The organism is Streptomyces sp. NPDC056628 (assembly GCF_042792555.1).
Taxonomy (GTDB): Bacteria; Actinomycetota; Actinomycetes; order Streptomycetales; family Streptomycetaceae; genus Streptomyces.
The window spans coordinates 236181-258625 of the sequence record NZ_JBHTWG010000005.1; the positions used below are offsets into that span (position 1 = coordinate 236181).

Consider the following 22445-nt stretch of genomic DNA (forward strand, 5'->3'; position numbering starts at 1 on the left):
GCCCGCCCGGGTCAGCCGGTGAACGGCGCCCCGGTGACGACGGCCGCGACCGTCGTCCCGCGCGCGAAGGCGCCCTCCTCGGCGAGGACCACGAGCGCGTACAGCATTTTGGCCACATAAAGACGCTCGACGGGTATCCCGTGGCGCTCCTCGAAGTCGGCCGCGAAGGACTCCAGAGCGGGCGTCGTACGCGCGTACCCGCCGAAGTGGAAGCGCTCGTCGAGGGACCAGTCGCCGCGCGGTCCCCCGAACGCCTCGGTCTGCAGGGCGCGGACCTCGGCGCCGAGGAAGCCGCCCTTGAGCACCGGCACGCCCAGCGCCCGCCCGCCCGGACCCAGCCCGGCGGCCAGGCCCGCCAGGGTCCCGCCCGTGCCGCACGCGACCGCGACCACGTCGGCCCGCCCGCGCAGCTCCTCGCCGAGCGCCCGGCACCCCTGGACGGCCAGGGCGTTGCTACCGCCTTCCGGGACGACGTGGGCGTCCCGGGCGCCCACCGCGCGCAGCACGGCGGCGAGCGTCGAGGGCTCGCTCTTGCGGCGGTACGTCGACCGGTCGACGAAGTGCAGCCGCATCCCGTCGGCCACGCACCGGGCCAGCGAGGGGTTGAGGGGACGTTCCGCCAGCTCCTGGCCGCGCACCACGCCGACCGTGGGCAGACCGAGGAGACGGCCCGCCGCCGCCGTGGCCCGCAGATGGTTCGAATAGGCGCCGCCGAAGGTGACGACCGTCCGTCCGGCCGCGGCCGTCAGATTCGGCGCGAGCTTGCGCCACTTGTTGCCGACCAGCTCCGGGTGGATCAGGTCGTCCCGTTTGAGCAGCAGCCGCACCCCGCGCCGCTCCAGCCGCCCGTCCGCCGACTCGCGCAGCGGCGAGGGCAGCCGGGGCCGCAGGGCGGCGAGGTCGGGTACGGCGTCACGGCTGGTCACCCGGCCATTGTGACCGGCACGGGGCCGCTACTTCAGCCGCTCCTTCACGCGCCCGCGCAGGGACGCCATCGTGAACCCGCGCGGGTCCACCTTTCCGGGCTGCCACTCCAGGTGCCCGATCACCGAGCGCTCGTTCCAGCCGTGATGCCGGCAGATGGCGGCCGACACGCGCTCGATCGCGTCCAGCTGCGCCTCGGGCCAGGGGTCCTTGCCGTCGCCCAGGTTCTCGCACTCGAAGCCGTAGAAGTGGCGGTTGCCGTCGGTGTTGGCCTCGTTGTCCGGCGGCAGCGCCGTCTCCGCGATGACCGCGCGCAGCACGTCGTCGTCGCCGAGGCCGGCGTGGTTGGCACGGCCGTAGCCGACCAGGTGGACCTTGCCGTCCTTGGTGATCACCCCGTGGCAGAGCGGGCCGGGCAGCCCTTCGTAGCCCTTGCGGCACAGCTCCACGGTGTGTGCGCTGCCCTTGGTCACCGAGTGGTGGATCATCACGCCGTGCACGGGGCCCCAGGGCCCCACGTGGTTGCGGTTGTGGTGCTCCCAGTCGCCGACCTCGACGACCGTCACGCCCTCCGCGCGCAGCCTCTGCAGGAATCTGCTCGCGGACATGGGTGTGGCCATGTACGCCTCCTCGTGCCGTGGGGCGGCCGCCGGATGCGGCCGCCTCGTACCGGTGCTTTACCGGAAACGGAAGAAAGGACTCCTTGCCGCTCCGCCGCTCGCACGGTGAGCGAGCTGTTTCGGCCAGTCCTCGGCGCCGGTACGGATGGACAGAAGACCTCCGTCTGCCCAGCGGGCGTGTGATCCATTCCCCCTCGTTCGTGTAATAGCATCAACACGCTCCGTGATGAAAGCCTGGTCAGGAAGATCGCTACGCGTGGCGCCGCGACGGCGCCGGTGCACGACCAGGAGGGCAATTCCATATGTCGGTAGGCGAAGAGATCCGTACGGAGCAGGCCAAGGCGCAGCAGAGTCTCGGCACTGCGGCCGCACGGAACCTGGCCACCACGACCAAGTCGGCACCCCAGATGCAGGAGATCAGCTCCCGCTGGCTGCTGCGCATGCTGCCCTGGGTCAATGTGCAGGGCGGCACGTACCGGGTGAACCGGCGTCTGACGTACGCCGTGGGGGACGGCCGCGTCACGTTCGTGAAGACCGGTGACCGGGTCGAGGTCATCCCCGCCGAGCTGGGTGAACTGCCGGCGCTGCGGTCCTTCGAGGACGAGGACGTGCTCTTCGAGCTCGCCCAGCGGTGCGTGCAGCGGGAGTTCGCGGCCGGACAGGTCATCGCCTCGTTCGGCAGCCCGACCGACGCCGTGTACCTGCTCGCGCACGGCAGGGTGGAGAAGATCGGCGCCGGCCCCTACGGGGAGGACGAGCTGCTGGGTGTCCTCGCCGACGGCGCCTACCTCGGCGAGCAGGCGCTGCTCGACTCCGACGCCATCTGGGAGTACACGGCCCGCACGGTGACCGCCTGCACCGTCCTGGTCCTGGACCGGCGGGACTTCGAGCAGGTCGCGGAGCGCGCCGAGTCGCTGCGCGGGCATCTGGAGCGGCTGCGGTCGATCCCCGCGCAGCGCACCAACAAGTACGGCGAGAAGGCGCTCGACCTGGCGGCCGGCCACAGCGGCGAGCCGGACATCCCGCACACCTTCGTCGACTACGAGGCCCGGCCTCGTGAGTACGAACTGAGCATCGCCCAGACCGTGCTGCGCATCCACACACGCGTGGCCGACCTGTACAACCAGCCGATGAACCAGACCGAGCAGCAGCTGCGGCTCACCGTGGAGGCCCTGAAGGAGCGCCAGGAGCACGAACTCGTCAACAACCGCGAGTTCGGCCTGCTTCACAACTGCGAGTACGACCAGCGGCTCCAGCCGCACGACGGCGTGCCCGGCCCCGACGACATGGACGAGCTGCTCAGCCGGCGGCGCGGCACCAAGATGTTCCTCGCCCACCCGCGTGCGATCTCCGCGTTCGGACGCGAGCTGAACAAGCGCGGACTGGTCCCGGAGACCATCGAGATGGGCGGCAACCGCATCCCCACCTGGCGGGGCGTGCCGATCTTCCCGTGCAACAAGATCCCGGTCACCGACGCCCGGACGACCTCGATCATCGCGCTGCGCACCGGTGAGGCGGAGCAGGGGGTCGTCGGGCTCCAGCAGGCGGGCATCCCGGACGAGATCGAGCCGAGCCTGTCGTGCCGCTTCATGGGCATCAACGAGCAGGCCGTCATCAACTACCTCGTGACGGCGTACTACTCGGCCGCGGTCCTGGTCCCGGACGCCCTCGGCGTCCTGGAGAACGTCGAGATCGGCCGTTGGCGATGACCGTCGCCGGCGGTACGCCGTGTTCCGCACTCTCCGCGTGGGTAGACCCACGCCGTAGGCGTCCAGCCGGAGCGGAAGGGCCGCCGTGGGCCGACTCATCGAGGCGAGGCCGTGGGTGAGTTCATGACGGAGACACAGCACCGCCCCGCCGGGGTACCGCGTGCGTCCGAGCCGCCGGAGGGGCGGGGGCCCGTCCTGACCGGCCCACCGGACCGCCCGGGGCCGGCCGTGCCGCCCGAGGCGGCGGTGATCCTGGAGGGCACCCGGGCGTCCGTCGACCCCGAGATGCGCGCCGCGGTCGAGTCGCTGCCGCCCGCCATGCGCCGGATCGCGCTCTACCACTTCGGCTGGACCGACCCGGACGGAGCCCCGGCGACGGGCGGCGCGGGCAAGGCCATCCGGCCCGCCCTGGTCCTCACCGCCGCGGCGACGCTCGGCGGGCCACGGGGGCGGGCGGCGGCCCTGCGGGCGGCGGTCGCGGTGGAACTGATCCACAACTTCACGTTGTTGCACGACGACGTGATGGACCGGGACACCACCCGCCGGCACCGGCCCACCGCGTGGACCGTGTTCGGCGACGCCGACGCGATCCTCGCCGGGGACGCCCTGCAGGCACTGGCCCTGCGTCTGCTCGCCGACGACCCGCACCCGGCGTCCTCCGCGGCCGCGTCCCGGCTCGCCGACTGCGTGGTCGAACTGTGCGCGGGCCAGCACGCCGACACCGCGCTGGAGAAGCGGCGCCCCACCGAGGTCTCCCTCGACGAGGTGCTCGCCATGGCCGAGGCCAAGACCGGCGCGCTCCTCGGCTGCGCCTGCGCGCTCGGGGCGCTGTACGCGGGCGCCGGCGACGACGAGGTCCGGGCGCTGGACGCGTTCGGACGCGAGGCCGGGCTCGCCTTCCAGCTCATCGACGACGTGATCGGCATATGGGGAGACCCGAGCCGTACCGGCAAGCCGGTCGGAGCGGACCTCGCCGCCCGCAAGAAGTCGCTTCCCGTCGTCGCGGCGCTCACCTCGGGCGGCCCGGCGGCCCGGGAGCTGGCCGCGCTGTACGAGGCGCCCTTCGACCAGGGGGACCTTCGGCGCACCGCGCTGGCCGTGGAACGGGCGGGCGGTCGCGACTGGGCGCAGGCCCAGGCCGCGGACCGGATGGCCCGTGCCGTGCAGGCGCTCGCCCGCGCGGTGCCCGAGCCGGAGGAGGCGGGTGGACTGCTGGCGCTGGCCGAGTTCGTGACCCGGCGCAGCGCCTGAGGGCCGCGGCGTCCGCCGCGGCCGTGAGGACCCCGGAGCCATCGGGGCCGTACGGCTCCTGACCCCGTACGGCGCCCTGGTGGCTCCGGCCCGGCGGGTCCCGCACATCCCCACGGTGTGCGGGGCCCGTCTCACGCCCGCCTCCGTGCGCGGGTCTCCGCGCCCGCCTCCCGCGTCCGCGAGGCGAACGGATCGCGTCAAAGTCGTCGCCGGTGCGGCACCGCACGGTCAACGGCCCTACGATCAAGCCCGGTTGAGACGAAGGGGCGCGGACTCATGGGCGTGGCGATCCGGACGGCGGGCGAGGCGGACCGGGAGCTGGTGGTGGGGCTGCTGGACGCGGCCTTCCAGAACGACCCGGTCAGCAACTGGGTCTTCCCCGGCGAGGAGCACCGCCGCACCATCCACCCGCGACTGATGGCCGCGTTCACCGATGTCGTCCTGGCCCACGGCCGGATCGACCTCACCGAGGACGGCACGGCCTGCGCGCTGTGGATGTCCGTTCCCGCCGACGCACCCGAGCAGGACGACGAGGGCCCCGCCCAGTTGCGTGCGGCCGTCGACCCGGACAACGAGCGCGTCGAACTGATCGGCCGGCTGACCGCCGGGATCCATCCGGCCGGGCGGGCCCACGAGTACCTGTGGATGATCGCCGCGGCCCCGGAGCGGCAGGGGCAGGGCCTGGGCACGGCCCTCATCACCTCCGTCCTCGACCGCTGCGACCAGGAGGGCCTCGGCGCCTATCTGGAGGCGAGCAGCGCCCGCAGCCGTGTGCTGTACGAACGCCTCGGCTTCACCCTTGAAGGACGCCCCCTCGACCTCCCGGACGGCCCGCGGATGTGGCCGATGTGGCGCGAGCCGCGCGCCTGAACCCCGCCGCCCACCACCCCACCCGCCTCTCGCGGTCGGCGCCCGCTCCTCCGGCGCCACCGTCGCCGTGATCCGTTCCGCCGGCCCGTCCAGGACGGTCACGCCGCGCAGGACGCTGCTGTGGACGTCCGGCAGGGTCAGGCGCTCCAGGAGCAGGCCGAGTATCGCCGGACAGAGCACGGTGACGACCTCGCCGCCGCCGGGCAGCCCGGGGGAGCGGTGGACGCTTGAAGCCCTCACGGAAAATCCCTTGTAACCACTGCACCCGGAGTACTACAACTGAAGCACTGCAATCGAAGTGGTTGTGGTCGGCCTACGAAAAGAGACCGGCTTGCGAAAGCTCACGTACTTCATCGCCTGCTCCCTCGACGGCTTCATCGGGGACCCGGCCGGCGACGCCACGGACATGTTCCGCTTCGTGGACGAGGAGTTCCTGGCGTACCTCACGGAGCAGTACCCGGAGACGGTGGCGACCCAGGGCCGCCGCGCCCTCGGCGTCGACCACCTGGAGAACAAGCGGTTCGACACCGTCATCCAGGGCCGCGGCAGCTACGACGAGGCCCTGAAAGTGGGCATCACCAGCCCGTACGCACACCTGCGCCAGTACGTCGCGACGCGTTCCCTGCCGGAGTCCCCGGACCCGGAGGTCGAGTTGATCACGGACGACGTCGTCGGCGAGGTTCGCGCGCTGAAGGCCGAGGAGGGCGGACTCGACATCTACCTGTGCGGCGGCTCGCGGCTCGCCGGCGCCCTGCTCGACGAGATCGACGAACTGGTCGTCAAGAGCTATCCGGTCGTCTACGGGACGGGCATGCCGATGTTCGGCGCGGGCTTCGCCGTCACCGAGTTCGCCCTCGACGAGGTCCGCGCCTTTCGCAACGGAACCGTGGTCCGTACGTACAGCAGGAAGCGCTGAGCCCCGAGCCGCCCTACCCTGAAGGCATGGGCAGCGAAGAGTACGTCTGTCCCGACTGCGGACAGCCCGTCGAAACGGTCGTCCGGCGTCACAAGACGCTGGGCGCATGGGTCCCCACCTGGGTCGCCGGCCCCTGCCGGAACCCTGACTGCGGGGCGCACCCCCCGGAGGCCGCCGAGCACCACCACGACCAGCCCGCCCCGCCCGGACAGCCCGCCCCGTCCGGACAGCCCGCCCCGCCCGGTCGGCCCGAGAAGACCACCGCGACCGAATCCTGACCCGCGGCGGGAAGCCGGTCCGCCCCGGACCGTAGGCTCGCCGCATGCCCGAACACGCGTACATCCTCCACCTCACGGAGCGCTCGCTCTGGGAGGCCGCCCGCGAGCGCGGCGCCTATGAGTTGTCCACCCGTGGCCGCACGCTCCAGCAGGAGGGCTTCATCCACTGCTCGACCCGCGCCCAGCTCCCGACGGTCGCCGGCTTCCTCTACGGCTCCTACGACGGCCCCGACGACCTGGTGGTGCTGGTCGTCGACCCCGAGCGGCTGGACGTGCCGCTGCGCTACGAGGCGGTGGAGCCGGGCGGCGAGGAGTTCCCGCACGTGTACGGACCCCTGCCGGCGGGCGCTGTGGTCGACGTGGAGCGGTGGGGGTGACGGAGCGGAGCCACCGGACATGGCGGTGGATCGTGGCGGCCTGGCTGGTCCTGGTGGCCGTCGCGGGCGGCGTGACGCTGTGGCTGCGGGACGCCGCCGAGCCGCCGGGGCCGTACGTCTGGGAGAACGCGACGAGTCCGTCACCCCCGCCGGAGTGCACGCGGCCCGCACCGGGGCAGGACGGGGCGGACGTCCTCTGCTTCGTCAGGACGCGCTGAGCGCGCCCGTGCCCGGATCCCGTGCCGTCAGGCAGTAGACGCCGCCCGCCGGGTCCCGCATCACCGTCCAGTGCGCACCCCGCGCGACGAAGGCGGCGCCCAGTCCCTCGTGCCGGGCCCGGGTCGCCGCCACATCCGCGCAGGCGAGGTCCACATGCGCCGAGGCCGCGCGCTCCTCGCCGAGCCGCTGGATCAGGATCCGGACCGGCAGTCCGGCCGGGGGACGCAGCACGTGGAACTCGGGGCGCGAGCCGGGCCGAGACTCCCAGCCGTCCAACAGGGCTTCGAAGAAGGCGACTTCGGCGTCGAACGCGGAGGGCGGCACGTCCGGGCAGACCTGGTCGGGTCGGCTCCCGCGCACGACGGGCGGCCGGACCGCCTCCCCGGCCCACGGCACCGCGCAGAACGCCACCCCCGCGGGTGTGCGCAGCACGGCCCACCCGTCGTGCTCGGCGACCACGCCGGCCCCGCGCTCCGACGCGCCGTCCACGAACCCCCGTACGTCCTCGACGGCGAAGTCGAGATGCGCGCCCCCGGCCCCCGCCCCGACCCCCTGCACCTTGACGCAGGCGTCCGCCCCGTCGCCCGGCAGCAGGGTGACGAACTCGTCCCGGTCGCCCCGGAAGGCCGACAGGCCGCTCTCCGTCACCGCCGCCCAGAAGGAGTGGGCCCGCTCGAAGACGGCGGCGGGCCGGTCCACGAAGGCGTACGTCCAGCGGATGCCCATGAGGTGATCGTAGGACCGGCCGCCGCCGCTCACCGGGACGGCCGCCGCTCGTACACCGTCACCCGCCGCCCGCGCACCTGTACGTCCGTCACCACGGTGAAGTACCGCTCGAGCACGGCCGACTTGACCTGGTCCCGGCGCGCCGACACCGGCCGGGCCACCGCCGCCGCGTCCGTGACGAGCAGGATGCGCCGCCGGGCCAGCATCGCTGACCGTATCCGGGCGGGCGACGCCTCCTCGCCCTTCAACGTGCCGGACTCCACCGGGCCACGGGCCAGCGCTATGTCCCGCACCCCCGTGAAGGCGGACGGCGACACCAGCGCGGTGTCCCGCCGGGCCGCCGGTACGAACACCACGGCGTCGCCGTCCCGCTTCAGTCGCCGTACGTCCGCCGCCACGGCCAGCACGTCGTCCACCCGGCTCGCCGGGGACCGCTTGGCCAGCGCCTGGGGCAGCAGCGCGGCCAGCGCCACCGCGACCGCCACCGGGACCAGCACTGCCGACACCCTCGGCAGCCGCGGCCGGACCGCCCGGACGGCCGCGCCCAGCGCGGCGCCGATCAGCAGCGCCAGGCCCAGCATCGAGAACAGCACGTAGCGGTCCAGGAAGAGCGGCTTCACCAAGGAGACGCAGAGGAGCAGGAGTTGGGGCACCGCGAGCAGCGGCAGCCCTACGGCCGCCGCCGACGGGCGCCGGGGGTGCGGACGGTCCGCCAGGGCGCCCAGCACCCCGATCGCGACGAGGACCCCGGGGCCGATGAGCATGTGCCAGGTCACCGGCGGTATCCAGGAGACCTGTTCGGCCTGCCCGAGGCTGAACAGGATCAGCGGCAGCACCGCCGCCACGGCGAGCGCCGACGCCACCGCCCAGCGTGCCAGGACCCGACGCGTGGCACGGGTCCACGCCAGGGTCACGAGATGCGCGGGCAGCACCAGCAGCGACAGCCAGTTCAGCAGCCCGCAGACGGCGACCGTGGCCGCGTAGGCGGCCCAGTGCCGACGCCGGGCGCGTCCTTCCAGGGCGCTCACCAGCAGCAAGGTCGCGACCCCGGCCCCGGCGGTCACGAGGGCGTACGGGCGTCCCTCCTGGAGGTGGAACTGCACGGCCGGGAGCAGCCCGAGGGCCAGTCCGCCCGCCAGCCCCGCCCAGGCCCCGGCCGTTCGCTGCCCGAGGCGGGTCACGCAGGCCGCCGCGACGGCCATGGCCAGCACGGAGGGGAGCCGCAGGGTGGTCGTGCCGCTGCCGAAGCAGCTGAACAGGGCGTGCATCAACAGGTAGTAGAGGCCGTGCACGGCGTCGACGTGCTCCAGCAGGTGCGCCATCGCCCCGGTGGAGCGCCGGGCCACCTGCCAGGTCGCGGCCTCGTCGCGCCAGACGCTGTGCTGCCGGGAGAGCCCCCACAGCCCGAGGGCGATGGTCCACGCCACCGGGACCGTCCACAGGAGCGACCGGCGACGCCGGTGGGACATCGGTTCCGCGGCGGGCGCGCGGGGGACGACCGCGGCCTCCATGACGGCCGTCGAACGTGACTCGGGCAACGGTGTTCCCCCCGGGGATCGGCATTCGTCCACCGAGGGCGGCCCGCAGGCGCAGCGATCCGCTCACACCGGGCACGGCGAGGCGGTCCGCCTCGGCCATGCCGGCCACATCACCCCCGTGAGACCACCGCCGGACGGCTGCACCGGCTGCGTGGACATGCCAGAACCTACGGGACCACGACGATCAAGGGCCACTTCTCACCGGGTGAGCACCGTCACGGCACACCGAGGGAACCGCTGGCTCACACGGTGAACGGCCGGCGAGGACACCCACTCCCCGCCGCGCCGACCGACACCGAAGGGGCCCGCCCGGCGAACCGGGCAAGCCCCTTCGGGAGTCGGGAGAACGACGAAATGGCCTGGGTTCAGGCCTTCTTGGTCTCCCAGAAGATCTTGTCGATCTGGGCGATGTAGTCCAGAGCCTTCTGGCCCGTCGCCGGGTCCGTCGACGCCTTGGCGGCCGAGAGGGCCTTCAGGGCGTCGTTGACCAGCTGGTGCAGCTCCGGGTACTTCTCGAAGTGCGGGGGCTTGAAGTAGTCGCTCCAGAGAACCGAGACGTGGTGCTTGGCCAGCTCGGCGCGCTGCTCCTTGATGACGGTGGCACGCGCCTGGAAGTGCGGGTCGTCGTTGGCGGCCATCTTTTCCTGGACGGCCTTCACCGACTCCGCCTCGATGCGGGCCTGGGCCGGGTCGTACACACCGCAGGGCAGGTCGCAGTGTGCGCTGACCTTGACCTTGGGGGCAAACAGGCGGGAAAGCATGGAGCATTCCTTCCTCGTGATCGTCTTCTCAGGTGGGACATTACTCCCTGCAAGACCGGATTTCGCGAGTGCCCCCGTGGGCTTAGGACAAAAGTCCGGGGTGAGACTGAGACTGGTGGAGGACCGTACCGGGGAGGTGCCGGGGATGCCGGAGTTGTCGCAGGAGACCGAGCGCGGGCGTGCCGGGCGGCCCTTCGGGTGGGCCGAGGTGACCGGACCCTCCATGGTGCCCACGCTCTACCACGGCGATCTGCTCGTCGTGTCGCACCGGGGCCGCACCAGGCCCGGTGACGTCGTCGTCCTGCGCCATCCCTTCCAGCAGGACCTGCTGGTCGTCAAGCGCGCGGTCGAGCGCCGGGAGGGCGGCTGGTGGGTGCTGGCCGACAACGCGTTCGCGGGCGGCGACAGCACCGACTACGGCGTCGTCCCGGACGAGCTGATCCTGGGCCGCGTACGGCTGCGGGTGCGGCCGCGCAAGCCCGGTCAGCGCTCGCTGTTCGCGGTGCTGCGCTGGGCGCTGTCGGCCGTGCGGCCGGTGCTGGCCGACCGGTCGGCCTCCAGGCGTTTGCGGGCCCGGTAGGCGGCGACGTTGGCGCGGGTCGCGCAGCGGTCCGAGCAGTAGCGCCGGGAGCGGTTGGTCGAGGTGTCCAGGTAGGCGTTGCGGCAGGGTGACGCCTCGCACAGCCCCAGCCGGTCGACGCCGTACTCCGTCAGATGGAAGGCCAGGCCCATCGCGGCGATGGCCGCGTAGCCGGCCGTAGCGTTCGACGGGTGGTCGGCCAGGTGCATGTGCCACAGCGGGCGCCCGTCGTCGTCCCGGACGTCGTGCCCGGAGATCTGCGGGCTCACCGGGAACTCCAGGAGGAGGGCGTTCAGCAGGTTCACCGCGGTGGACTCGTCGCCCTGGTCCGCCGCCTCGAACACCGACCGCAGCCGTGCGCGGACCGAGCGGAAGCGGGTGACGTCGGCATCGGTGGCGCGGCGGGCCGCCTCCTGGCTGCCGCCGAAGAGGTCGCGGACGGCCTCGACCGAGGTCAGCGAGTCCTTGCCCCGGGCCGGGTCCTCGCTGTTGACGAGTCGTACGGCGTAGTCCGAGTAATAGGCCAGTTCCACTTGTAGTCCTTACGGTGACGTTCTATCGTCGTCGTGCGGTCGGGTAATGGGTGATCGCGCATCCAGGGTATTACGCAATCCTGTGACGGAGGGGCCAGATGACGGACTTGGACAACTCGGCCACCATGGCCACGGCGGACTGGGCCGGCTGGCAGCGCAGCTGGGACCGGCAGCAGGAGTGGTACATGCCCGACCGCGAGGACCGCTTCCGGATCATGCTGGACATGGTCGAAGCCCTCGTCGGCCCGGCCCCGCGCGTGCTCGACCTCGCGTGCGGCACCGGAAGCATCTCGGCGCGGCTGCTCGCGCGGTTCCCGGAGGCCACCAGCACCGGCGTCGACCTCGACCCGGCGCTCCTCGCCATCGCCGAGGGCACCTTCGCGGGCGACGAGCGGATCTCGTTCGTCACGGCCGACCTCAAGGACCCAGCCTGGCCGGCCAGGCTGCCGTACGACTCCTACGACGCCGTCCTGACCGCCACGGCCCTGCACTGGCTGCACACGGAACCCCTGGTGGCCCTCTACGGTCAGGTCGCGGAGCTCGTCCGTGACGGCGGTGTCTTCATGAACGCGGACCACATGATCGACGATTCGACGCCCCGGATCAACGCCGCGGAGCGCGCCCAGCGCCACGCGCGCATGGAGCGGGCCAGGGCGGACGGCGTCCCCGACTGGTCCGAGTGGTGGCGGCTCGCGGCCCGGGACCCGGCCCTAGCCGAGCCGACGGCCCGCCGCTTCGAGATCTACGGCGACCACGCCGACGGCGACACGCCCTCGGCCGCGTGGCACGCGCGCGTCCTGCGCGAGAAGGGCTTCGGGGAGGCCCGGCCGGTCTGGTGCTCCCCGTCGGACGCGCTGGTGCTGGCGCTGAAGTAGCACAGGACGAGAGGGGCGGTACGGATCACCCGTACCGCCCCTCTCCGGTGTCCTCGGTCAGAGCACCTTGGACAGGAACGCCTGCGTCCGCTCGTGCTGCGGGTTGGTCAGGACCTCCCGCGGATCGCCGGACTCGACGACCACACCGCCGTCCATGAAGACCAGGCTGTCGCCGACCTCGCGGGCGAAGCCCATCTCGTGGGTCACGACGACCATCGTCATGCCGGACTCGGCGAGGTCGCGCATGACGTCCAGGACGTCGCCGACCAGCTCCGGGTCGAGCGCCGAGGTGGGCTCGTCGAACAGCATCAGCTTCGGGTCCATCGCGAGCGCGCGGGCGATCGCCACCCGCTGCTGCTGGCCGCCGGAGAGCTGCGAGGGGTAGTTCCCGGCCTTGTCGGACAGGCCGACCCGGTCGAGGAGCTCGCGCGCCCGCTCCCGGGCCTGGGCCTTGGCGACGCCCTTGACCTGGATCGGCGCCTCCATGACGTTCTCCAGGGCCGTCATGTGCGGGAACAGGTTGAACCGCTGGAACACCATGCCGATGTCCCGGCGCTTCAGCGCGACCTCGCTGTCCTTGAGCTCGTAGAGCTTGTCGCCCTTCTGGCGGTAGCCGACCAGCTCGCCGTCGACGTACAGCCGTCCGGAGTTGATCTTCTCCAGGTGGTTGATGCACCGGAGGAAGGTCGACTTGCCGGAGCCCGAGGGACCGATGAGGCAGAACACCTCACCCTGCTTGACCTCGAGGTCGATGCCCTTGAGGACCTCTACCGGGCCGAAGGACTTGTGGACGCCCTCGGCCTTGACCATGGCGTTCATGCGGTGCCTCCCGTCGACGCCGAGCGGTTGGACAGGGACAGCAGGTTCGCCTTGATCTTCTGGAACGGCGTGGCCGGCAGGGACCGGCTGGAACCGCGCGCGTAGTAGCGCTCCAGGTAGTACTGGCCGATGCTGAAGAGCGAGGTCAGCAGCAGGTACCAGGCGGCCGCGAGGAAGAGCATCTCGGCCGGGGCGCCGGAGGTCTGGCCGATGTCCTGGGCCGCGCGCAGCAGCTCGGGGTACTGGACGACCGAGACCAGCGAGGTCGTCTTCAGCATGTTGATGACCTCGTTGCCCGTGGGCGGCACGATCACGCGCATGGCCTGCGGGATGACGATGCGGCGCAGCGTCTTGACGTGGCTCATGCCGAGCGCGTGCGAGGCCTCCGTCTGGCCCTCGTCGACCGCGAGCAGACCGGCGCGGCAGATCTCCGCCATGTACGCCGCCTCGTTGAGGCCGAGACCCAGCAGCGCCGTCAGGAACGGCGTCATGAAGTCCGACCACTCGTTCTTGTAGAACGGGCCGAGGTTGATGTACTCGAAGACCAGGCCGAGGTTGAACCAGACGATGAGCTGGACCAGGACCGGGGTGCCGCGGAAGAACCAGATGTAGAACCACGCGATGGACGAGGTCACGGGGTTCTTGGACAGGCGCATCACGGCGAGCAGGATGCCGCCGATGATGCCGATCGCCATGGACAGGATCGTCAGCAGCAGGGTCTTGCCGACGCCGTCGAGGATGCGGTCGTCGAAGAAGTAGTCCGGTATCGCACCCCAGTTGATCTTGCCCTGGGAGAAGGCGTAGACGATCGCGCCGAAGAGGGCGAGCGCCACGACGGCGGAGACGTACCGTCCGTAGTGGCGGACCGGGATGGCCTTGATGGCCTCCGGACCGGCCGGCGGGGTGTGCGCCGGCCCGTCCTTCTTGTCGATGTCAGTCACAGGTGTTGCCTTTCAGTGCCCGCTGTCCGGCGCGGTCACTTGCCGCCGTTGACGGTGGCTTCCTTCACCGCACCGTCCTCGACGCCCCACTTCTTGATGATCTTCCCGTACTCGCCGTTCTTGATGACAGCGTCGAGGGCGGCCTTGAGGGCGTCCCGCAGCTGGGTGTTGTTCTTGGCGACCGCGATGCCGTACGGGGCGGCCTCGACCTGCTCGCCGACCAGCTGGAAGTCGTTGCCGCCGCCGGAGGTCTTCACGGCGTACGCGGCGACGGGGAAGTCGGACGAGCCGGCGGCGGCGCCACCGGCGCGCAGGCGGGTCTGGGCCTGCTGGTCGTTGTCGAAGGCCTCGATGCTGATGGTCTTGCCACCGGAACACTTCTTGGCCTCGGCCTTGGCCAGGTCCTCGGAGACCGTGCCGCGCTGTACGACGATCTTCTTGCCGCACAGGTCCGACCAGGTCTTGATGTCGGTGTTCTTGCCCTTCTGGGTGTAGATCGAGACACCGGCCGTGAAGTAGTCGACGAAGTCGACGCCCTCACCGACCTTCTTGCCGGTGTCCGAGTCGATGCCCTCCTGGCGGTCCTTCGTGTCCGTCATCGCCGACATGGCGATGTCGTAGCGCTTGGAGCGCAGACCGGTGATGAGGCTGTCGAAGGTGCCGTTCTCGAACTGGAACGTCACACCGAGCTGCTTGCCCATGGCGGCGGCCAGATCGGGGTCGATGCCGACCGTCTTGCCGGAGTCGTCCTTGAACTCGACCGGGGCGTAGGCGATGTCCGAGCCGACCTTGATGACGCCCTTGTCGCGGATCGCCTGCGGCAGCTTGTCGGCGAGCGGCGCCGCGCTCTTCGAGCCGGAGCCGTCCGCGTTGCTGTCGGTCTGGTCACCGCAACCGGTGAGAATCAGTGCGCCTGCGACCGCGATCGAGCCGACCACTGCCAACCGGGAGCGAGCGGCGGTCGTACGACGGGTGGTGCGTGCGGTCATGGTGGGTTCCTCCGGCGGATGGGTGGAGTTGCCGATGGGGCGGACGCCTGCCGGTGACCGGCAGGCGCCTGGAGTACTCAGGGCGACGGGAGCACGCGTCTTCGAGTGTCGCGACCCTGTGTGATTACGGCATCTTGCCATTCGGACTGGGCCATTCAGGGCGCCCGTCATGTCAAAATCGGATAACGGGTTACCCCCGAACAGCCGCAGGTCGGTCCATCCTGACCGCACCTCTTACGGGAATCCGTCCTTCCGGCCGGAAGATCTTCGGCGTTTCACAGGACACGAGCCGGTCGTGTGCGGAATGCGTGAGGGTCATCGACCCTTCATGATGTTTGGTGTTGATTGTCCGGCCATTTCGGCACGATTCACACCGGTGGCACCTTCGCGTCGTGTCCGATTCGTATCCATGGGTGAGGAAGTCTCCCCATGCGTCATGTGATCTTGCACGTATTGGACTCGTCGCGGCGCGGTCCGTCCGGTAAGAAGGTTCTTTACACCCCTCATCCGGGGCTCAGGGCGCGTGTGCGGCGCGCCCGTCGCGTATGGGCCGTACGTCGTACGTCGTACGTATCAACGAGCAGGGCCATACGCGTCCCCGCCCACTTCTCACCAGGAGTGGTCCCACCCTCAACCAGAAAACCTAAGGGGTCAGACAAAGTGGCAGCGGAGATCGTCAATCCTCGCAGCGGGGGCAATACCGATCAGGACGGCGGGGTCGAGCCCCTCGATTCCTTCGATCCGGCATTCGCCCTGCACCGCGGCGGCAAGATGGCCGTGCAGGCCACCGTGCCGGTCCGTGACAAGGACGACCTGTCCCTGGCGTACACGCCCGGCGTCGCGAAAGTGTGCAGCGCGATCGCCGAGCAGCCGGACCTCGTCAACGACTACACGTGGAAGTCGTCCGTCGTCGCCGTCGTGACCGACGGCACGGCCGTGCTGGGGCTCGGTGACATCGGCCCCGAAGCCTCCCTCCCGGTGATGGAGGGGAAGGCGATCCTTTTCAAGCAGTTCGGAGGCGTCGACGCGGTCCCGATCGCCCTCGACTGCACCGGCGTCGACGAGATCGTCGAGACCGTGGTGCGCCTCGCGCCGTCCTTCGGCGGGGTGAACCTGGAGGACATCTCGGCCCCCCGGTGCTTCGAGATCGAGCGCAAGCTGCAGGAGCGGCTCGACATCCCGATCTTCCATGACGACCAGCACGGCACGGCCGTCGTCACGCTGGCGGCGCTGCGCAACGCGGCGCGGCTGACCGGCAAGGGGCTCGCGGACCTGCGGGCCGTCATCTCCGGCGCCGGGGCCGCGGGCGTGGCCATCGCCCGGATGCTGGTCGAGTCCGGCATCGGTGATGTCGCGGTGGCCGACCGCAAGGGCGTCGTGTCGGCCGACCGGACCGACCTGACGGACGTCAAGCGGGAGCTGGCCGGGTTCACCAACAAGGCCGGCCTCACCGGGTCGCTGGAGTCGGCGCTGGCCGGCGCGGACGTCTTCATCGGCGTCTCCGGCGGCACGGTGCCCGAGGAGGCCGTCGCCTCCATGGCGGAGGGTTCGTTCGTGTTCGCCATGGCCAACCCGAACCCCGAGGTGCACCCGGACGTCGCGCACAAGTACGCGGCGGTCGTGGCCACCGGCCGGTCGGACTTCCCGAACCAGATCAACAACGTCCTCGCCTTCCCCGGCATCTTCGCCGGGGCGCTCCAGGTGCGGGCCTCCCGGATCACCGAGGGCATGAAGATCGCCGCCGCCGAGGCACTCGCCGGTGTCGTCGGTGACGACCTCGCCGCCGACTACGTGATCCCGTCCCCGTTCGACGAGCGGGTGGCCCCCGCGGTCACCGCGGCCGTCGCCGCCGCCGCGCGGGCCGAGGGCGTCGCCCGCCGCTGACCCGCCCCAGGACGACCCCGCCCGGCTCCCCGGGCGGGGTCGTCCCCTGTGCGCCCACTCGCCGGTGGGTGCCGTCTTTTTACCCGCCCGCTCGCCCGTCCGGGTGGGCGGGGAGCGCGGGACCGGAGTGCCGCGCGGAGCGGCCCCCGGGGACGCGGAAGGTCCACCGGGACGTCCTGCGGCTTGGCAAGAGGGCGTGTCTCACAACGCCCCGCCGTTCCGCCGGCCGGGCGCGGAGCCTATCGTCAAGGTCATGTTCGCTGTCTACGCCGCCCGAATCGACCGCGACCAGCCGCTTTCCGGCCTGGAGTTGGGGGACCGCCCGGCCCCCGAGGCCCGCCCCGGCTGGAGCACCATCGACGTCAGGGCCGCCTCCCTGAACCATCACGACCTCTGGTCCCTGCGGGGTGTGGGCCTCCCCGAGGAACGGCTGCCGATGATCCTCGGCTGCGACGCCGCGGGCGTCGACGAGGACGGCAACGAGGTCGTCCTTCACTCCGTCATCGGCCAGAGCGGGCACGGGGTCGGCCCCCGGGAGCCCCGCTCCATCCTCACCGAGCGGTACCAGGGCACCTTCGCCGAGCGGGTCGCCGTCCCGACGTGGAACGTCCTGCCCAAGCCCAAGGAGCTCTCCTTCGAGGAGGCCGCCTGCCTGCCCACCGCCTGGCTGACGGCGTACCGGATGCTGTTCACCAACGCCGGTGTACGGCCCGGGGACTCGGTGCTGGTGCAGGGGGCCGGCGGTGGTGTCGCCACGGCCGCCATCGTCCTCGGCAAGGCGGCGGGACTGCGGGTCTTCGCCACCAGCCGGGACGAGGCCAAGCGCAAGCGCGCCCTGGAGCTCGGCGCCGTGGAGGCCGTGGAGTCGGGGGCGCGGCTGCCGCAGCGGGTCGACGCCGTGATCGAGACCGTCGGCGCCGCCACCTGGTCGCATTCCGTGAAGTCGCTGAAGCCGGGCGGCACGCTGGTCATCTCCGGTGCCACCAGCGGCGACCGTCCCTCCCACGCCGAGCTCACCCGGATCTTCTTCCTGGAGCTGAAGGTCGTCGGATCAACCATGGGCACGAAGGACGAGCTGGAGGACCTGCTGTCCTTCTGCGCCGCGACCGGGGTGCGCCCGGTGATCGACGAGGTGCTTCCGATGGACCGGGCCCGTGAGGGCTTCGAGCGGCTGGCGTCCGGCGAGCAGTTCGGGAAGATCGTGCTCACCAACTGACCGCACGGCGTCGCGTTGTGCACGGCGGGTCCGGACCTGACTCCGGGCCCGCCGTTCGCGTTCCGGCATGTCAACCAGGGTTGACATGCCGGCATCTGTCAACCAATATTGACAGCATGACCGAGGCAACGGATCTCGCCGAGCGGGCGGGAGATCGCGATCCACGTGTGGGCCTGCGGGCCGTCGCGGCACTGCGACGGCTGCTGGAGCAACTGGAGGCGGTGCAGGTGCGCAGCGCGCGCAACCAAGGGTGGTCGTGGCAGGAGATCGCCGCGGAACTCGGGGTCAGCAGGCAGGCCGTGCACAAGAAGTACGGGAGGCGTTGATGTTCGAGCGGTTCACGAAGGACGCCCGCGCGGTGGTGACGGGCGCGGCGGAGCACGCCGAGCGGGACGAGGCGCCGGCCGTCGGGGCCGAGCATCTGCTGCTCGCGCTGCTCGACCGGGAGGGCAGCCGCGCGTCGTTCGCCCTGGCGGCGCTCGGCGGCGGGGAGTGGGTCGACTCCGTACGCCGGGCGCTCGGCGACGCCCGGCGGCGGGGCGGGCTGTCGCAGGCCGAGACCGAGGCGCTCGCCGGGCTCGGGATCGACGTCACGGAGATCGTCGCCCGGGTCGAGGAGACGCACGGTGTCGGAGCGCTCGCCGGGGACCGCAGGAGCAGGACCGGGTGGTCGGGGCACCGCCCGTTCAGCAAGGAGGCCAAGGACGTGCTGACGCGGTCGCTGCGCGTGGCCGTCGGCCGGCGGGACCGGCACATCGGCGACGAGCATCTGCTGCTGGCCCTGATCGGCCGCCCCGGGGTGCCCGCCGAGGCCCTCGCCGACCACGGGGTGACCCATGAGTCCGTCACCCGGGTGCTGTACGGCGGCCCGGAGACCAAGGCGGGCTGAGGAGCCGCCGCCCGCTCCCGCCCGTGAGGCCGGGCGGTACGGCCGCCGTACCGCCCGGCTCCTTCAGGGCTTGGGTGCGCGCAGCAGGGCCCCGATGTGGGCGGCCGCGGTCGACAAGTGGCGGCGGACGTCCCGGAACTGATCCGGCGTCACGCCATGGTCGCGGGCCGCGTCGCGGATGTCGTCGCGGAACCGGTCGAGCAGACGGTCCAGGTCGCGGACCGGATCTCCGGTGCCGGCCTCATGGGACCAGGAGGGCTCGTAGCCGGCCGGGAAGTCCTCCGGGGTCTCGGAGTACTCGGGGGGCCCGGAGTACTCGGGGGGCCGTGTGGAATCGGCGGCGGGGGAGGACCCGGCACGGTCGGCCCCCGATGAGGAGGCGCCCTGGCGGCCGAAGCCGAAGTCCCGGCCGAGCCCCTTGCCGTAGCCCTTGCCGAAGTCCCCGAACTCCTTGGCGAGTTCCGTCAGGCCCTCGCGCAGCCCCGTGGGCCAGTCGCCGCGCGCGAAGTGGTCCTGCACCTGCTCCTGGACCCGGCGGGCGATGCGCTGGACCTCCTCCTGGGCCTGGGCCCGGGCGCGGTCCTGCGCCTCCTTGGCCTGGCGCCGGGCGCGCTGGGCCTCCTCGCGGGCGCGACGGCTCTCGTCCTTGGCGCGGCGGGCCTGCTCCTTCCACTCCTGCTTGGCCCGGCGCATCTCCTCCTTGGCGGCCCGCCACGCCTCCTTGTCGGCGACGTCCGAGAAGTCGCCGAAGGAGGTCTCCGACCGGGAGCCGCCCTTGCGGGCCTCGGACGCGGCGGCCCGCATCTCACGCCGCAGATCCCCGGCCGCCCCGCGCACATCGGCCTGCATTTCGGCGGCCAGCTCGGCGACCGACTCCCGGATCTCCAGCTCCAGATCGGCCAGTTCACCGCTGCGGTCGGCCAGTTCGGCGCGGCCCGCGTCCGTGATGGCGTAGACCTTGCGGCCGCCCTCGGTGGTGTGGGTGACCAGGCCCTCGGCCTCCAGCTTGGCCAGGCGCGGGTAGACGGTGCCGGCGGACGGCGCGTACAGCCCCTGGAAGCGCTCCTCCAGGAGGCGGATCACCTCGTAGCCGTGGCGGGGCGCCTCGTCCAGCAGCTTCAGCAGATACAGGCGGAGGCGGCCGTGGGCGAAGACGGGGGGCATGTCAGAGCACCTTCTTGTCGGTCGTGCCGTCGGCCGGGCGGGGTGGGGGGGTGTCGGACGGGACGTCGCCCGGGCCGGAGAGGGAATTGTCCCCCGCCCCGCCCGCGGGGCCGTCCACCGGGCCCGGCGCCGCACCCGGGGTGGAGCCCGGCTCCCCGCCGGTCCGTCCCTCCCAGGACTCCTCCTCCCGTGGCGGGCGGCGCAGCAGGGCGATCGAGCCGGAGACCGTCGTCGCCCGGAGCTTGCCGGTGCCGGCGCCCAGCCGTCCGGTGATCTTGTGGGCACCCCACTGGCCGTGCACCCGCAGGTCGTCGAAGGCGTTGGAGATGGTGCCGCTCGCCGTGTTGGCCTCGACGTCCGCGTCCGCCGGGGCGGGCAGCCGTATCGCGATCTCGCCGGAGACACTGGTCAGCCGGACGTCCGTCGGGCCCTCCGGATCGAGGTCGACGATCATGGACCCGCTGACCGAGTCGGCCTTCACGGACGAGCCGGCCCCCTCGACGACCGTCAGATCGCCGGAGACCGAGTTGAAGCGCAGGTCACCGGTGACGGCCTGCGCCTCCAGGTTCCCGGAGACGGTGTCCGCGCGGACCGGGCCGGACAGGCCGACGAGCGTGGTGTCGCCGGTGACGCCCTTGATCACGGACGGCCCCCGCAGCCCCGAGACGAACGCGCTCGCGCCGACCACGCCCACCTCGACGCGGGTGCCGGCCGGCACCGCCAGGGAGACCACCGCGCTGCGGCGCCAGCCCTTGCGGTCCAGCCACTTGAGGAATCCCTTCCAGGGCAGGTCCTCGTAGGCGACGGTCAGGGTGCCGCGCTGCTGGGTCACCACCAGGGGTGGGCCCTCCAGCTCGGAGACCTCCAGGCGGGCGGAACCCTCCTCGGTGCCCACCACGTTCACCGTGCCGTTGACGATGCGGACGTGCAGGTCCCGCACCGGCTCCTCGAAGGTGAGTTTCCTGGGCTCCGTGACGGACCACTCGGGCATGGTGCGGACCTCCTGGCTGACCGGGCGCGGCTCACGGGCCGGACCCGAACACGACACGCCATATCGCGTCTTCTCCAAAACACGATATATCGCGGCCGGGGAAAGTCAAGGCACTCGTTCTGGTGATCACAAATCCCGCTGACCGGGCAAACCGGCCTAGCGTGGGGGCATGTCGACGGAACAGTCCCGGTCCGCCCGCGAGGCCCAGCCGGCCCCGGGCGCCCTGCTCCTGTGCCGGGCGGAACCCGATTCCGTCGCGCCCGTGGCCCGCCTGCTGCGCGAGGACATGCTGCTCGCGCCGGCCGGCGACGGGTGGAGCGTCCTCCTGCCCGAGGGCAGGCCCTGGCAGGAGGGCGGCGAGCCGATCGACCGCGTCCTCTCCGGCTGGGCCCTCGCCCTCGCCGTCGGCGCCCCGTGGCCCGTGCTCGCCCTATGGTGGGACACCGAACGCGCCGGGTACTCCCTCGCCTCGGGCTTCCGCCGCCCGGTCGGCTACGAGTGGCTCGCCAACGGCACCCCGGCGGGCGTGGAGGAGGCCATGCACACCTTCGCCGGGCGCCTCGGCCTCGACCCGGTTCTCGACGTGCGGTCCCTCGACGAACTGACCCGCCCCGACCCGGCGTCCGACGCGCGCGCCCGCCTGCGGGGCCTGCTCGCCGTCCTCCGGCGCGCGGGCGTGGACCTGCCCGGCGGCCTCGCTCCCGGCGACAGCGCGGAGCGGCTGCGTGCCGCCGTGCGCGAGGGGCCCCACACCCGCCTGGCGCAGGGCGTGAGCCGGTCCGAGGGCGACGGGGCGGACCGGCGCGGGACGCGGGAGGACCGTCCCGGCCCCTGGCCGGCCTGGGCCGCCGCACCGTGGGGCAGTGTGCTCTCCGTGGCCCAGATCGCGGCCGGTCTGCCCCTCACGGCCTGGGGTTTGCACCGCCGCAGCGGCGGCTGGACGACGGCGGGCGCGCTCCTGCTGGCCCACGGCACGCTCGGCCTGGCCGGCGCGCCGGTCCGGCCGCCGGACTGAACGCCCGCGCCCTCAGCGGGGCACCGACCCGGGGGCGCCGTCCCTGGTCAGATGTCGTCGTCCTGCTCGTCCAGCCGGGCCAGCCACGTCGCCAGCCGCTCCACCGGCACCTCGAAGTCGGGGTTCAGATCGACGAAGGTGCGCAGCTGCTCGGCCAGCCACTCGAAGGTGATCTCCTCCTCACCACGCCGCTTATCCAGCTCTTCGATGCCTCGGTCGGTGAAGTACATGCAGTGAGGATATGTCCTGTCCGCCACGGCTGCGTGCCGGGCCGGGGCCCCCGGGCCGGCTCCGTGACCCCGCCCCCCTCCCGGCAGTTCTCGGGACGGCGCGCGGTAGACCCACCCCCACGGAGACGGA

Annotated in this window: 26 protein-coding genes; 14 read left to right on the forward strand and 12 right to left on the reverse strand. The window is 72.0% G+C overall.

All coding sequences use genetic code 11. From position 1 onward, the window contains the following. Window positions 1-11 precede the first annotated feature (11 nt). Complete coding sequence (locus ACFRAC_RS10290; RefSeq protein WP_382923112.1) at window positions 12-926, reverse strand: 1-aminocyclopropane-1-carboxylate deaminase/D-cysteine desulfhydrase; 915 nt, start codon at window positions 924-926, stop codon at window positions 12-14. A gap of 27 nt (window positions 927-953) precedes the next feature. Further along, window positions 954-1544 (reverse strand): N-acetylmuramoyl-L-alanine amidase, encoded by a 591-nt coding sequence (locus ACFRAC_RS10295; RefSeq protein WP_382923113.1) that lies wholly within the window; start codon window positions 1542-1544, stop codon window positions 954-956. A 302-nt stretch (window positions 1545-1846) separates the two neighbouring features. Between ACFRAC_RS10295 and ACFRAC_RS10300 the strand changes: the two genes are divergently transcribed. From ACFRAC_RS10300 to ACFRAC_RS10330, 7 genes are all read left to right on the forward strand, one after another. Further along, window positions 1847-3253: a family 2B encapsulin nanocompartment shell protein gene (locus ACFRAC_RS10300; protein WP_382923115.1), complete on the forward strand. Its 1407-nt coding sequence runs from the start codon at window positions 1847-1849 to the stop codon at window positions 3251-3253. Between the two features lie 123 nt (window positions 3254-3376). After that, window positions 3377-4504 (forward strand): family 2 encapsulin nanocompartment cargo protein polyprenyl transferase, encoded by a 1128-nt coding sequence (locus ACFRAC_RS10305; RefSeq protein ID WP_382923117.1) that lies wholly within the window; start codon window positions 3377-3379, stop codon window positions 4502-4504. Window positions 4505-4780: 276 nt separating this feature from the next. After that, the gene (locus ACFRAC_RS10310) at window positions 4781-5374 is read left to right on the forward strand and encodes a GNAT family N-acetyltransferase (protein WP_382923119.1); all 594 of its coding nucleotides are present in this window, start codon (window positions 4781-4783) and stop codon (window positions 5372-5374) included. Window positions 5375-5705: 331 nt separating this feature from the next. After that, window positions 5706-6290, forward strand: a complete 585-nt coding sequence (locus ACFRAC_RS10315; protein WP_382923121.1) for a dihydrofolate reductase family protein — start codon at window positions 5706-5708, stop codon at window positions 6288-6290. 26 nt (window positions 6291-6316) lie between these two features. Then, window positions 6317-6568 carry a hypothetical protein gene (locus ACFRAC_RS10320; RefSeq protein ID WP_382923123.1) on the forward strand — a complete coding sequence of 84 codons (252 nt, stop codon included), beginning with the start codon at window positions 6317-6319 and terminating at the stop codon, window positions 6566-6568. 44 nt (window positions 6569-6612) lie between these two features. Then, the gene (locus ACFRAC_RS10325) at window positions 6613-6945 is read left to right on the forward strand and encodes a DUF952 domain-containing protein (protein WP_382923125.1); all 333 of its coding nucleotides are present in this window, start codon (window positions 6613-6615) and stop codon (window positions 6943-6945) included. Then, window positions 6942-7163 carry a hypothetical protein gene (locus ACFRAC_RS10330; protein WP_382923127.1) on the forward strand — a complete coding sequence of 74 codons (222 nt, stop codon included), beginning with the start codon at window positions 6942-6944 and terminating at the stop codon, window positions 7161-7163. Before ACFRAC_RS10325 ends, ACFRAC_RS10330 begins: the two co-directional genes overlap by 4 nt. On the opposite strand, the gene ACFRAC_RS10335 is transcribed toward ACFRAC_RS10330, so the two are convergent. The 3 genes from ACFRAC_RS10335 to sodN all read right to left on the reverse strand — a co-directional run bounded on the left by ACFRAC_RS10335 (window position 7150) and on the right by sodN (window position 10189). After that, complete coding sequence (locus tag ACFRAC_RS10335) at window positions 7150-7890, reverse strand: VOC family protein (RefSeq protein ID WP_382923129.1); 741 nt, start codon at window positions 7888-7890, stop codon at window positions 7150-7152. The genes ACFRAC_RS10330 and ACFRAC_RS10335 overlap by 14 nt on opposite strands. Before the next feature lie 29 nt (window positions 7891-7919). Then, the gene (locus ACFRAC_RS10340; RefSeq protein WP_382923244.1) at window positions 7920-9359 is read right to left on the reverse strand and encodes a glycosyltransferase family 39 protein; all 1440 of its coding nucleotides are present in this window, start codon (window positions 9357-9359) and stop codon (window positions 7920-7922) included. Window positions 9360-9793: 434 nt separating this feature from the next. Beyond that, window positions 9794-10189 (reverse strand): superoxide dismutase, Ni, encoded by a 396-nt coding sequence (gene sodN, locus ACFRAC_RS10345; RefSeq protein ID WP_020123534.1) that lies wholly within the window; start codon window positions 10187-10189, stop codon window positions 9794-9796. Window positions 10190-10334: 145 nt separating this feature from the next. Here sodN and sodX point away from each other — a divergent pair, with 145 nt between their 5' ends. Then, on the forward strand, window positions 10335-10769 hold the full coding sequence (sodX, locus tag ACFRAC_RS10350; protein ID WP_382923246.1) for a nickel-type superoxide dismutase maturation protease: 435 nt from the start codon (window positions 10335-10337) through the stop codon (window positions 10767-10769). On the opposite strand, the gene ACFRAC_RS10355 is transcribed toward sodX, so the two are convergent. Continuing rightward, window positions 10673-11302 carry a CGNR zinc finger domain-containing protein gene (locus ACFRAC_RS10355; protein WP_382923131.1) on the reverse strand — a complete coding sequence of 210 codons (630 nt, stop codon included), beginning with the start codon at window positions 11300-11302 and terminating at the stop codon, window positions 10673-10675. The genes sodX and ACFRAC_RS10355 overlap by 97 nt on opposite strands. Before the next feature lie 98 nt (window positions 11303-11400). Here ACFRAC_RS10355 and ACFRAC_RS10360 point away from each other — a divergent pair, with 98 nt between their 5' ends. After that, the gene (locus tag ACFRAC_RS10360; protein WP_382923133.1) at window positions 11401-12177 is read left to right on the forward strand and encodes a class I SAM-dependent methyltransferase; all 777 of its coding nucleotides are present in this window, start codon (window positions 11401-11403) and stop codon (window positions 12175-12177) included. Between the two features lie 57 nt (window positions 12178-12234). Here the strand turns inward: ACFRAC_RS10360 and ACFRAC_RS10365 are convergent, their stop codons facing one another. From ACFRAC_RS10365 to ACFRAC_RS10375, 3 genes are read right to left on the reverse strand one after another with little or no spacing between them, the layout of a single operon-like run. Continuing rightward, a complete protein-coding gene (locus ACFRAC_RS10365; RefSeq protein WP_382923135.1) occupies window positions 12235-12996 on the reverse strand; it encodes an amino acid ABC transporter ATP-binding protein in 762 nt (253 codons plus the stop codon). Continuing rightward, the gene (locus ACFRAC_RS10370) at window positions 12993-13937 is read right to left on the reverse strand and encodes an amino acid ABC transporter permease (protein ID WP_382923137.1); all 945 of its coding nucleotides are present in this window, start codon (window positions 13935-13937) and stop codon (window positions 12993-12995) included. The genes ACFRAC_RS10365 and ACFRAC_RS10370 overlap by 4 nt, the downstream gene beginning before the upstream one ends. Before the next feature lie 35 nt (window positions 13938-13972). Beyond that, the gene (locus tag ACFRAC_RS10375; RefSeq protein ID WP_382923139.1) at window positions 13973-14926 is read right to left on the reverse strand and encodes an ABC transporter substrate-binding protein; all 954 of its coding nucleotides are present in this window, start codon (window positions 14924-14926) and stop codon (window positions 13973-13975) included. A 660-nt stretch (window positions 14927-15586) separates the two neighbouring features. On the opposite strand from ACFRAC_RS10375, the gene ACFRAC_RS10380 reads away from it, so the two are divergent. The 4 genes from ACFRAC_RS10380 to ACFRAC_RS10395 all read left to right on the forward strand — a co-directional run bounded on the left by ACFRAC_RS10380 (window position 15587) and on the right by ACFRAC_RS10395 (window position 18915). Further along, on the forward strand, window positions 15587-16810 hold the full coding sequence (locus ACFRAC_RS10380; RefSeq protein WP_382923141.1) for an NADP-dependent malic enzyme: 1224 nt from the start codon (window positions 15587-15589) through the stop codon (window positions 16808-16810). 253 nt (window positions 16811-17063) lie between these two features. Next, the gene (locus tag ACFRAC_RS10385; RefSeq protein ID WP_382923143.1) at window positions 17064-18026 is read left to right on the forward strand and encodes a zinc-binding dehydrogenase; all 963 of its coding nucleotides are present in this window, start codon (window positions 17064-17066) and stop codon (window positions 18024-18026) included. Between the two features lie 116 nt (window positions 18027-18142). Then, complete coding sequence (locus ACFRAC_RS10390) at window positions 18143-18352, forward strand: helix-turn-helix domain-containing protein (protein ID WP_003997975.1); 210 nt, start codon at window positions 18143-18145, stop codon at window positions 18350-18352. Then, window positions 18352-18915, forward strand: coding sequence for a Clp protease N-terminal domain-containing protein (locus ACFRAC_RS10395; protein WP_382923146.1), 564 nt, complete (start codon window positions 18352-18354; stop codon window positions 18913-18915). Before ACFRAC_RS10390 ends, ACFRAC_RS10395 begins: the two co-directional genes overlap by 1 nt. Before the next feature lie 63 nt (window positions 18916-18978). On the opposite strand, the gene ACFRAC_RS10400 is transcribed toward ACFRAC_RS10395, so the two are convergent. Further along, window positions 18979-20079: a helix-turn-helix transcriptional regulator gene (locus ACFRAC_RS10400; RefSeq protein WP_382923148.1), complete on the reverse strand. Its 1101-nt coding sequence runs from the start codon at window positions 20077-20079 to the stop codon at window positions 18979-18981. A gap of 1 nt (window position 20080) precedes the next feature. After that, on the reverse strand, window positions 20081-21070 hold the full coding sequence (locus tag ACFRAC_RS10405; RefSeq protein WP_382923150.1) for a DUF4097 domain-containing protein: 990 nt from the start codon (window positions 21068-21070) through the stop codon (window positions 20081-20083). Window positions 21071-21239: 169 nt separating this feature from the next. On the opposite strand from ACFRAC_RS10405, the gene ACFRAC_RS10410 reads away from it, so the two are divergent. Beyond that, entirely contained in the window at window positions 21240-22085 is an 846-nt protein-coding gene (locus tag ACFRAC_RS10410) for a hypothetical protein (RefSeq protein ID WP_382923152.1), read from the forward strand. Window positions 22086-22132: 47 nt separating this feature from the next. Here ACFRAC_RS10410 and ACFRAC_RS10415 read toward each other — a convergent pair whose 3' ends face one another. Beyond that, a complete protein-coding gene (locus ACFRAC_RS10415; protein WP_382923154.1) occupies window positions 22133-22315 on the reverse strand; it encodes a DUF6104 family protein in 183 nt (60 codons plus the stop codon). Window positions 22316-22445: the final 130 nt, after the last annotated feature.

Excerpts from the sequence above, each read along its gene's own strand:
- ACFRAC_RS10295 (WP_382923113.1), bottom strand. The coding sequence starts at position 1,544 with ATGGCCACACCCATGTCCGCGAGCAGATTCCTGCAGAGGCTGCGCGCG.
- ACFRAC_RS10300 (WP_382923115.1), top strand. The coding sequence starts at position 1,847 with ATGTCGGTAGGCGAAGAGATCCGTACGGAGCAGGCCAAGGCGCAGCAG.
- ACFRAC_RS10305 (WP_382923117.1), top strand. The coding sequence starts at position 3,377 with ATGACGGAGACACAGCACCGCCCCGCCGGGGTACCGCGTGCGTCCGAG.
- ACFRAC_RS10310 (WP_382923119.1), top strand. The coding sequence starts at position 4,781 with ATGGGCGTGGCGATCCGGACGGCGGGCGAGGCGGACCGGGAGCTGGTG.
- ACFRAC_RS10320 (WP_382923123.1), top strand. The coding sequence starts at position 6,317 with ATGGGCAGCGAAGAGTACGTCTGTCCCGACTGCGGACAGCCCGTCGAA.
- ACFRAC_RS10325 (WP_382923125.1), top strand. The coding sequence starts at position 6,613 with ATGCCCGAACACGCGTACATCCTCCACCTCACGGAGCGCTCGCTCTGG.
- ACFRAC_RS10335 (WP_382923129.1), bottom strand. The coding sequence starts at position 7,890 with ATGGGCATCCGCTGGACGTACGCCTTCGTGGACCGGCCCGCCGCCGTC.
- ACFRAC_RS10340 (WP_382923244.1), bottom strand. The coding sequence starts at position 9,359 with ATGTCCCACCGGCGTCGCCGGTCGCTCCTGTGGACGGTCCCGGTGGCG.
- sodN (WP_020123534.1), bottom strand. The coding sequence starts at position 10,189 with ATGCTTTCCCGCCTGTTTGCCCCCAAGGTCAAGGTCAGCGCACACTGC.
- sodX (WP_382923246.1), top strand. The coding sequence starts at position 10,335 with ATGCCGGAGTTGTCGCAGGAGACCGAGCGCGGGCGTGCCGGGCGGCCC.
- ACFRAC_RS10360 (WP_382923133.1), top strand. The coding sequence starts at position 11,401 with ATGACGGACTTGGACAACTCGGCCACCATGGCCACGGCGGACTGGGCC.
- ACFRAC_RS10365 (WP_382923135.1), bottom strand. The coding sequence starts at position 12,996 with ATGAACGCCATGGTCAAGGCCGAGGGCGTCCACAAGTCCTTCGGCCCG.
- ACFRAC_RS10375 (WP_382923139.1), bottom strand. The coding sequence starts at position 14,926 with ATGACCGCACGCACCACCCGTCGTACGACCGCCGCTCGCTCCCGGTTG.
- ACFRAC_RS10385 (WP_382923143.1), top strand. The coding sequence starts at position 17,064 with ATGTTCGCTGTCTACGCCGCCCGAATCGACCGCGACCAGCCGCTTTCC.
- ACFRAC_RS10390 (WP_003997975.1), top strand. The coding sequence starts at position 18,143 with ATGACCGAGGCAACGGATCTCGCCGAGCGGGCGGGAGATCGCGATCCA.
- ACFRAC_RS10395 (WP_382923146.1), top strand. The coding sequence starts at position 18,352 with ATGTTCGAGCGGTTCACGAAGGACGCCCGCGCGGTGGTGACGGGCGCG.
- ACFRAC_RS10400 (WP_382923148.1), bottom strand. The coding sequence starts at position 20,079 with ATGCCCCCCGTCTTCGCCCACGGCCGCCTCCGCCTGTATCTGCTGAAG.
- ACFRAC_RS10405 (WP_382923150.1), bottom strand. The coding sequence starts at position 21,070 with ATGCCCGAGTGGTCCGTCACGGAGCCCAGGAAACTCACCTTCGAGGAG.
- ACFRAC_RS10410 (WP_382923152.1), top strand. The coding sequence starts at position 21,240 with ATGTCGACGGAACAGTCCCGGTCCGCCCGCGAGGCCCAGCCGGCCCCG.
- ACFRAC_RS10415 (WP_382923154.1), bottom strand. The coding sequence starts at position 22,315 with ATGTACTTCACCGACCGAGGCATCGAAGAGCTGGATAAGCGGCGTGGT.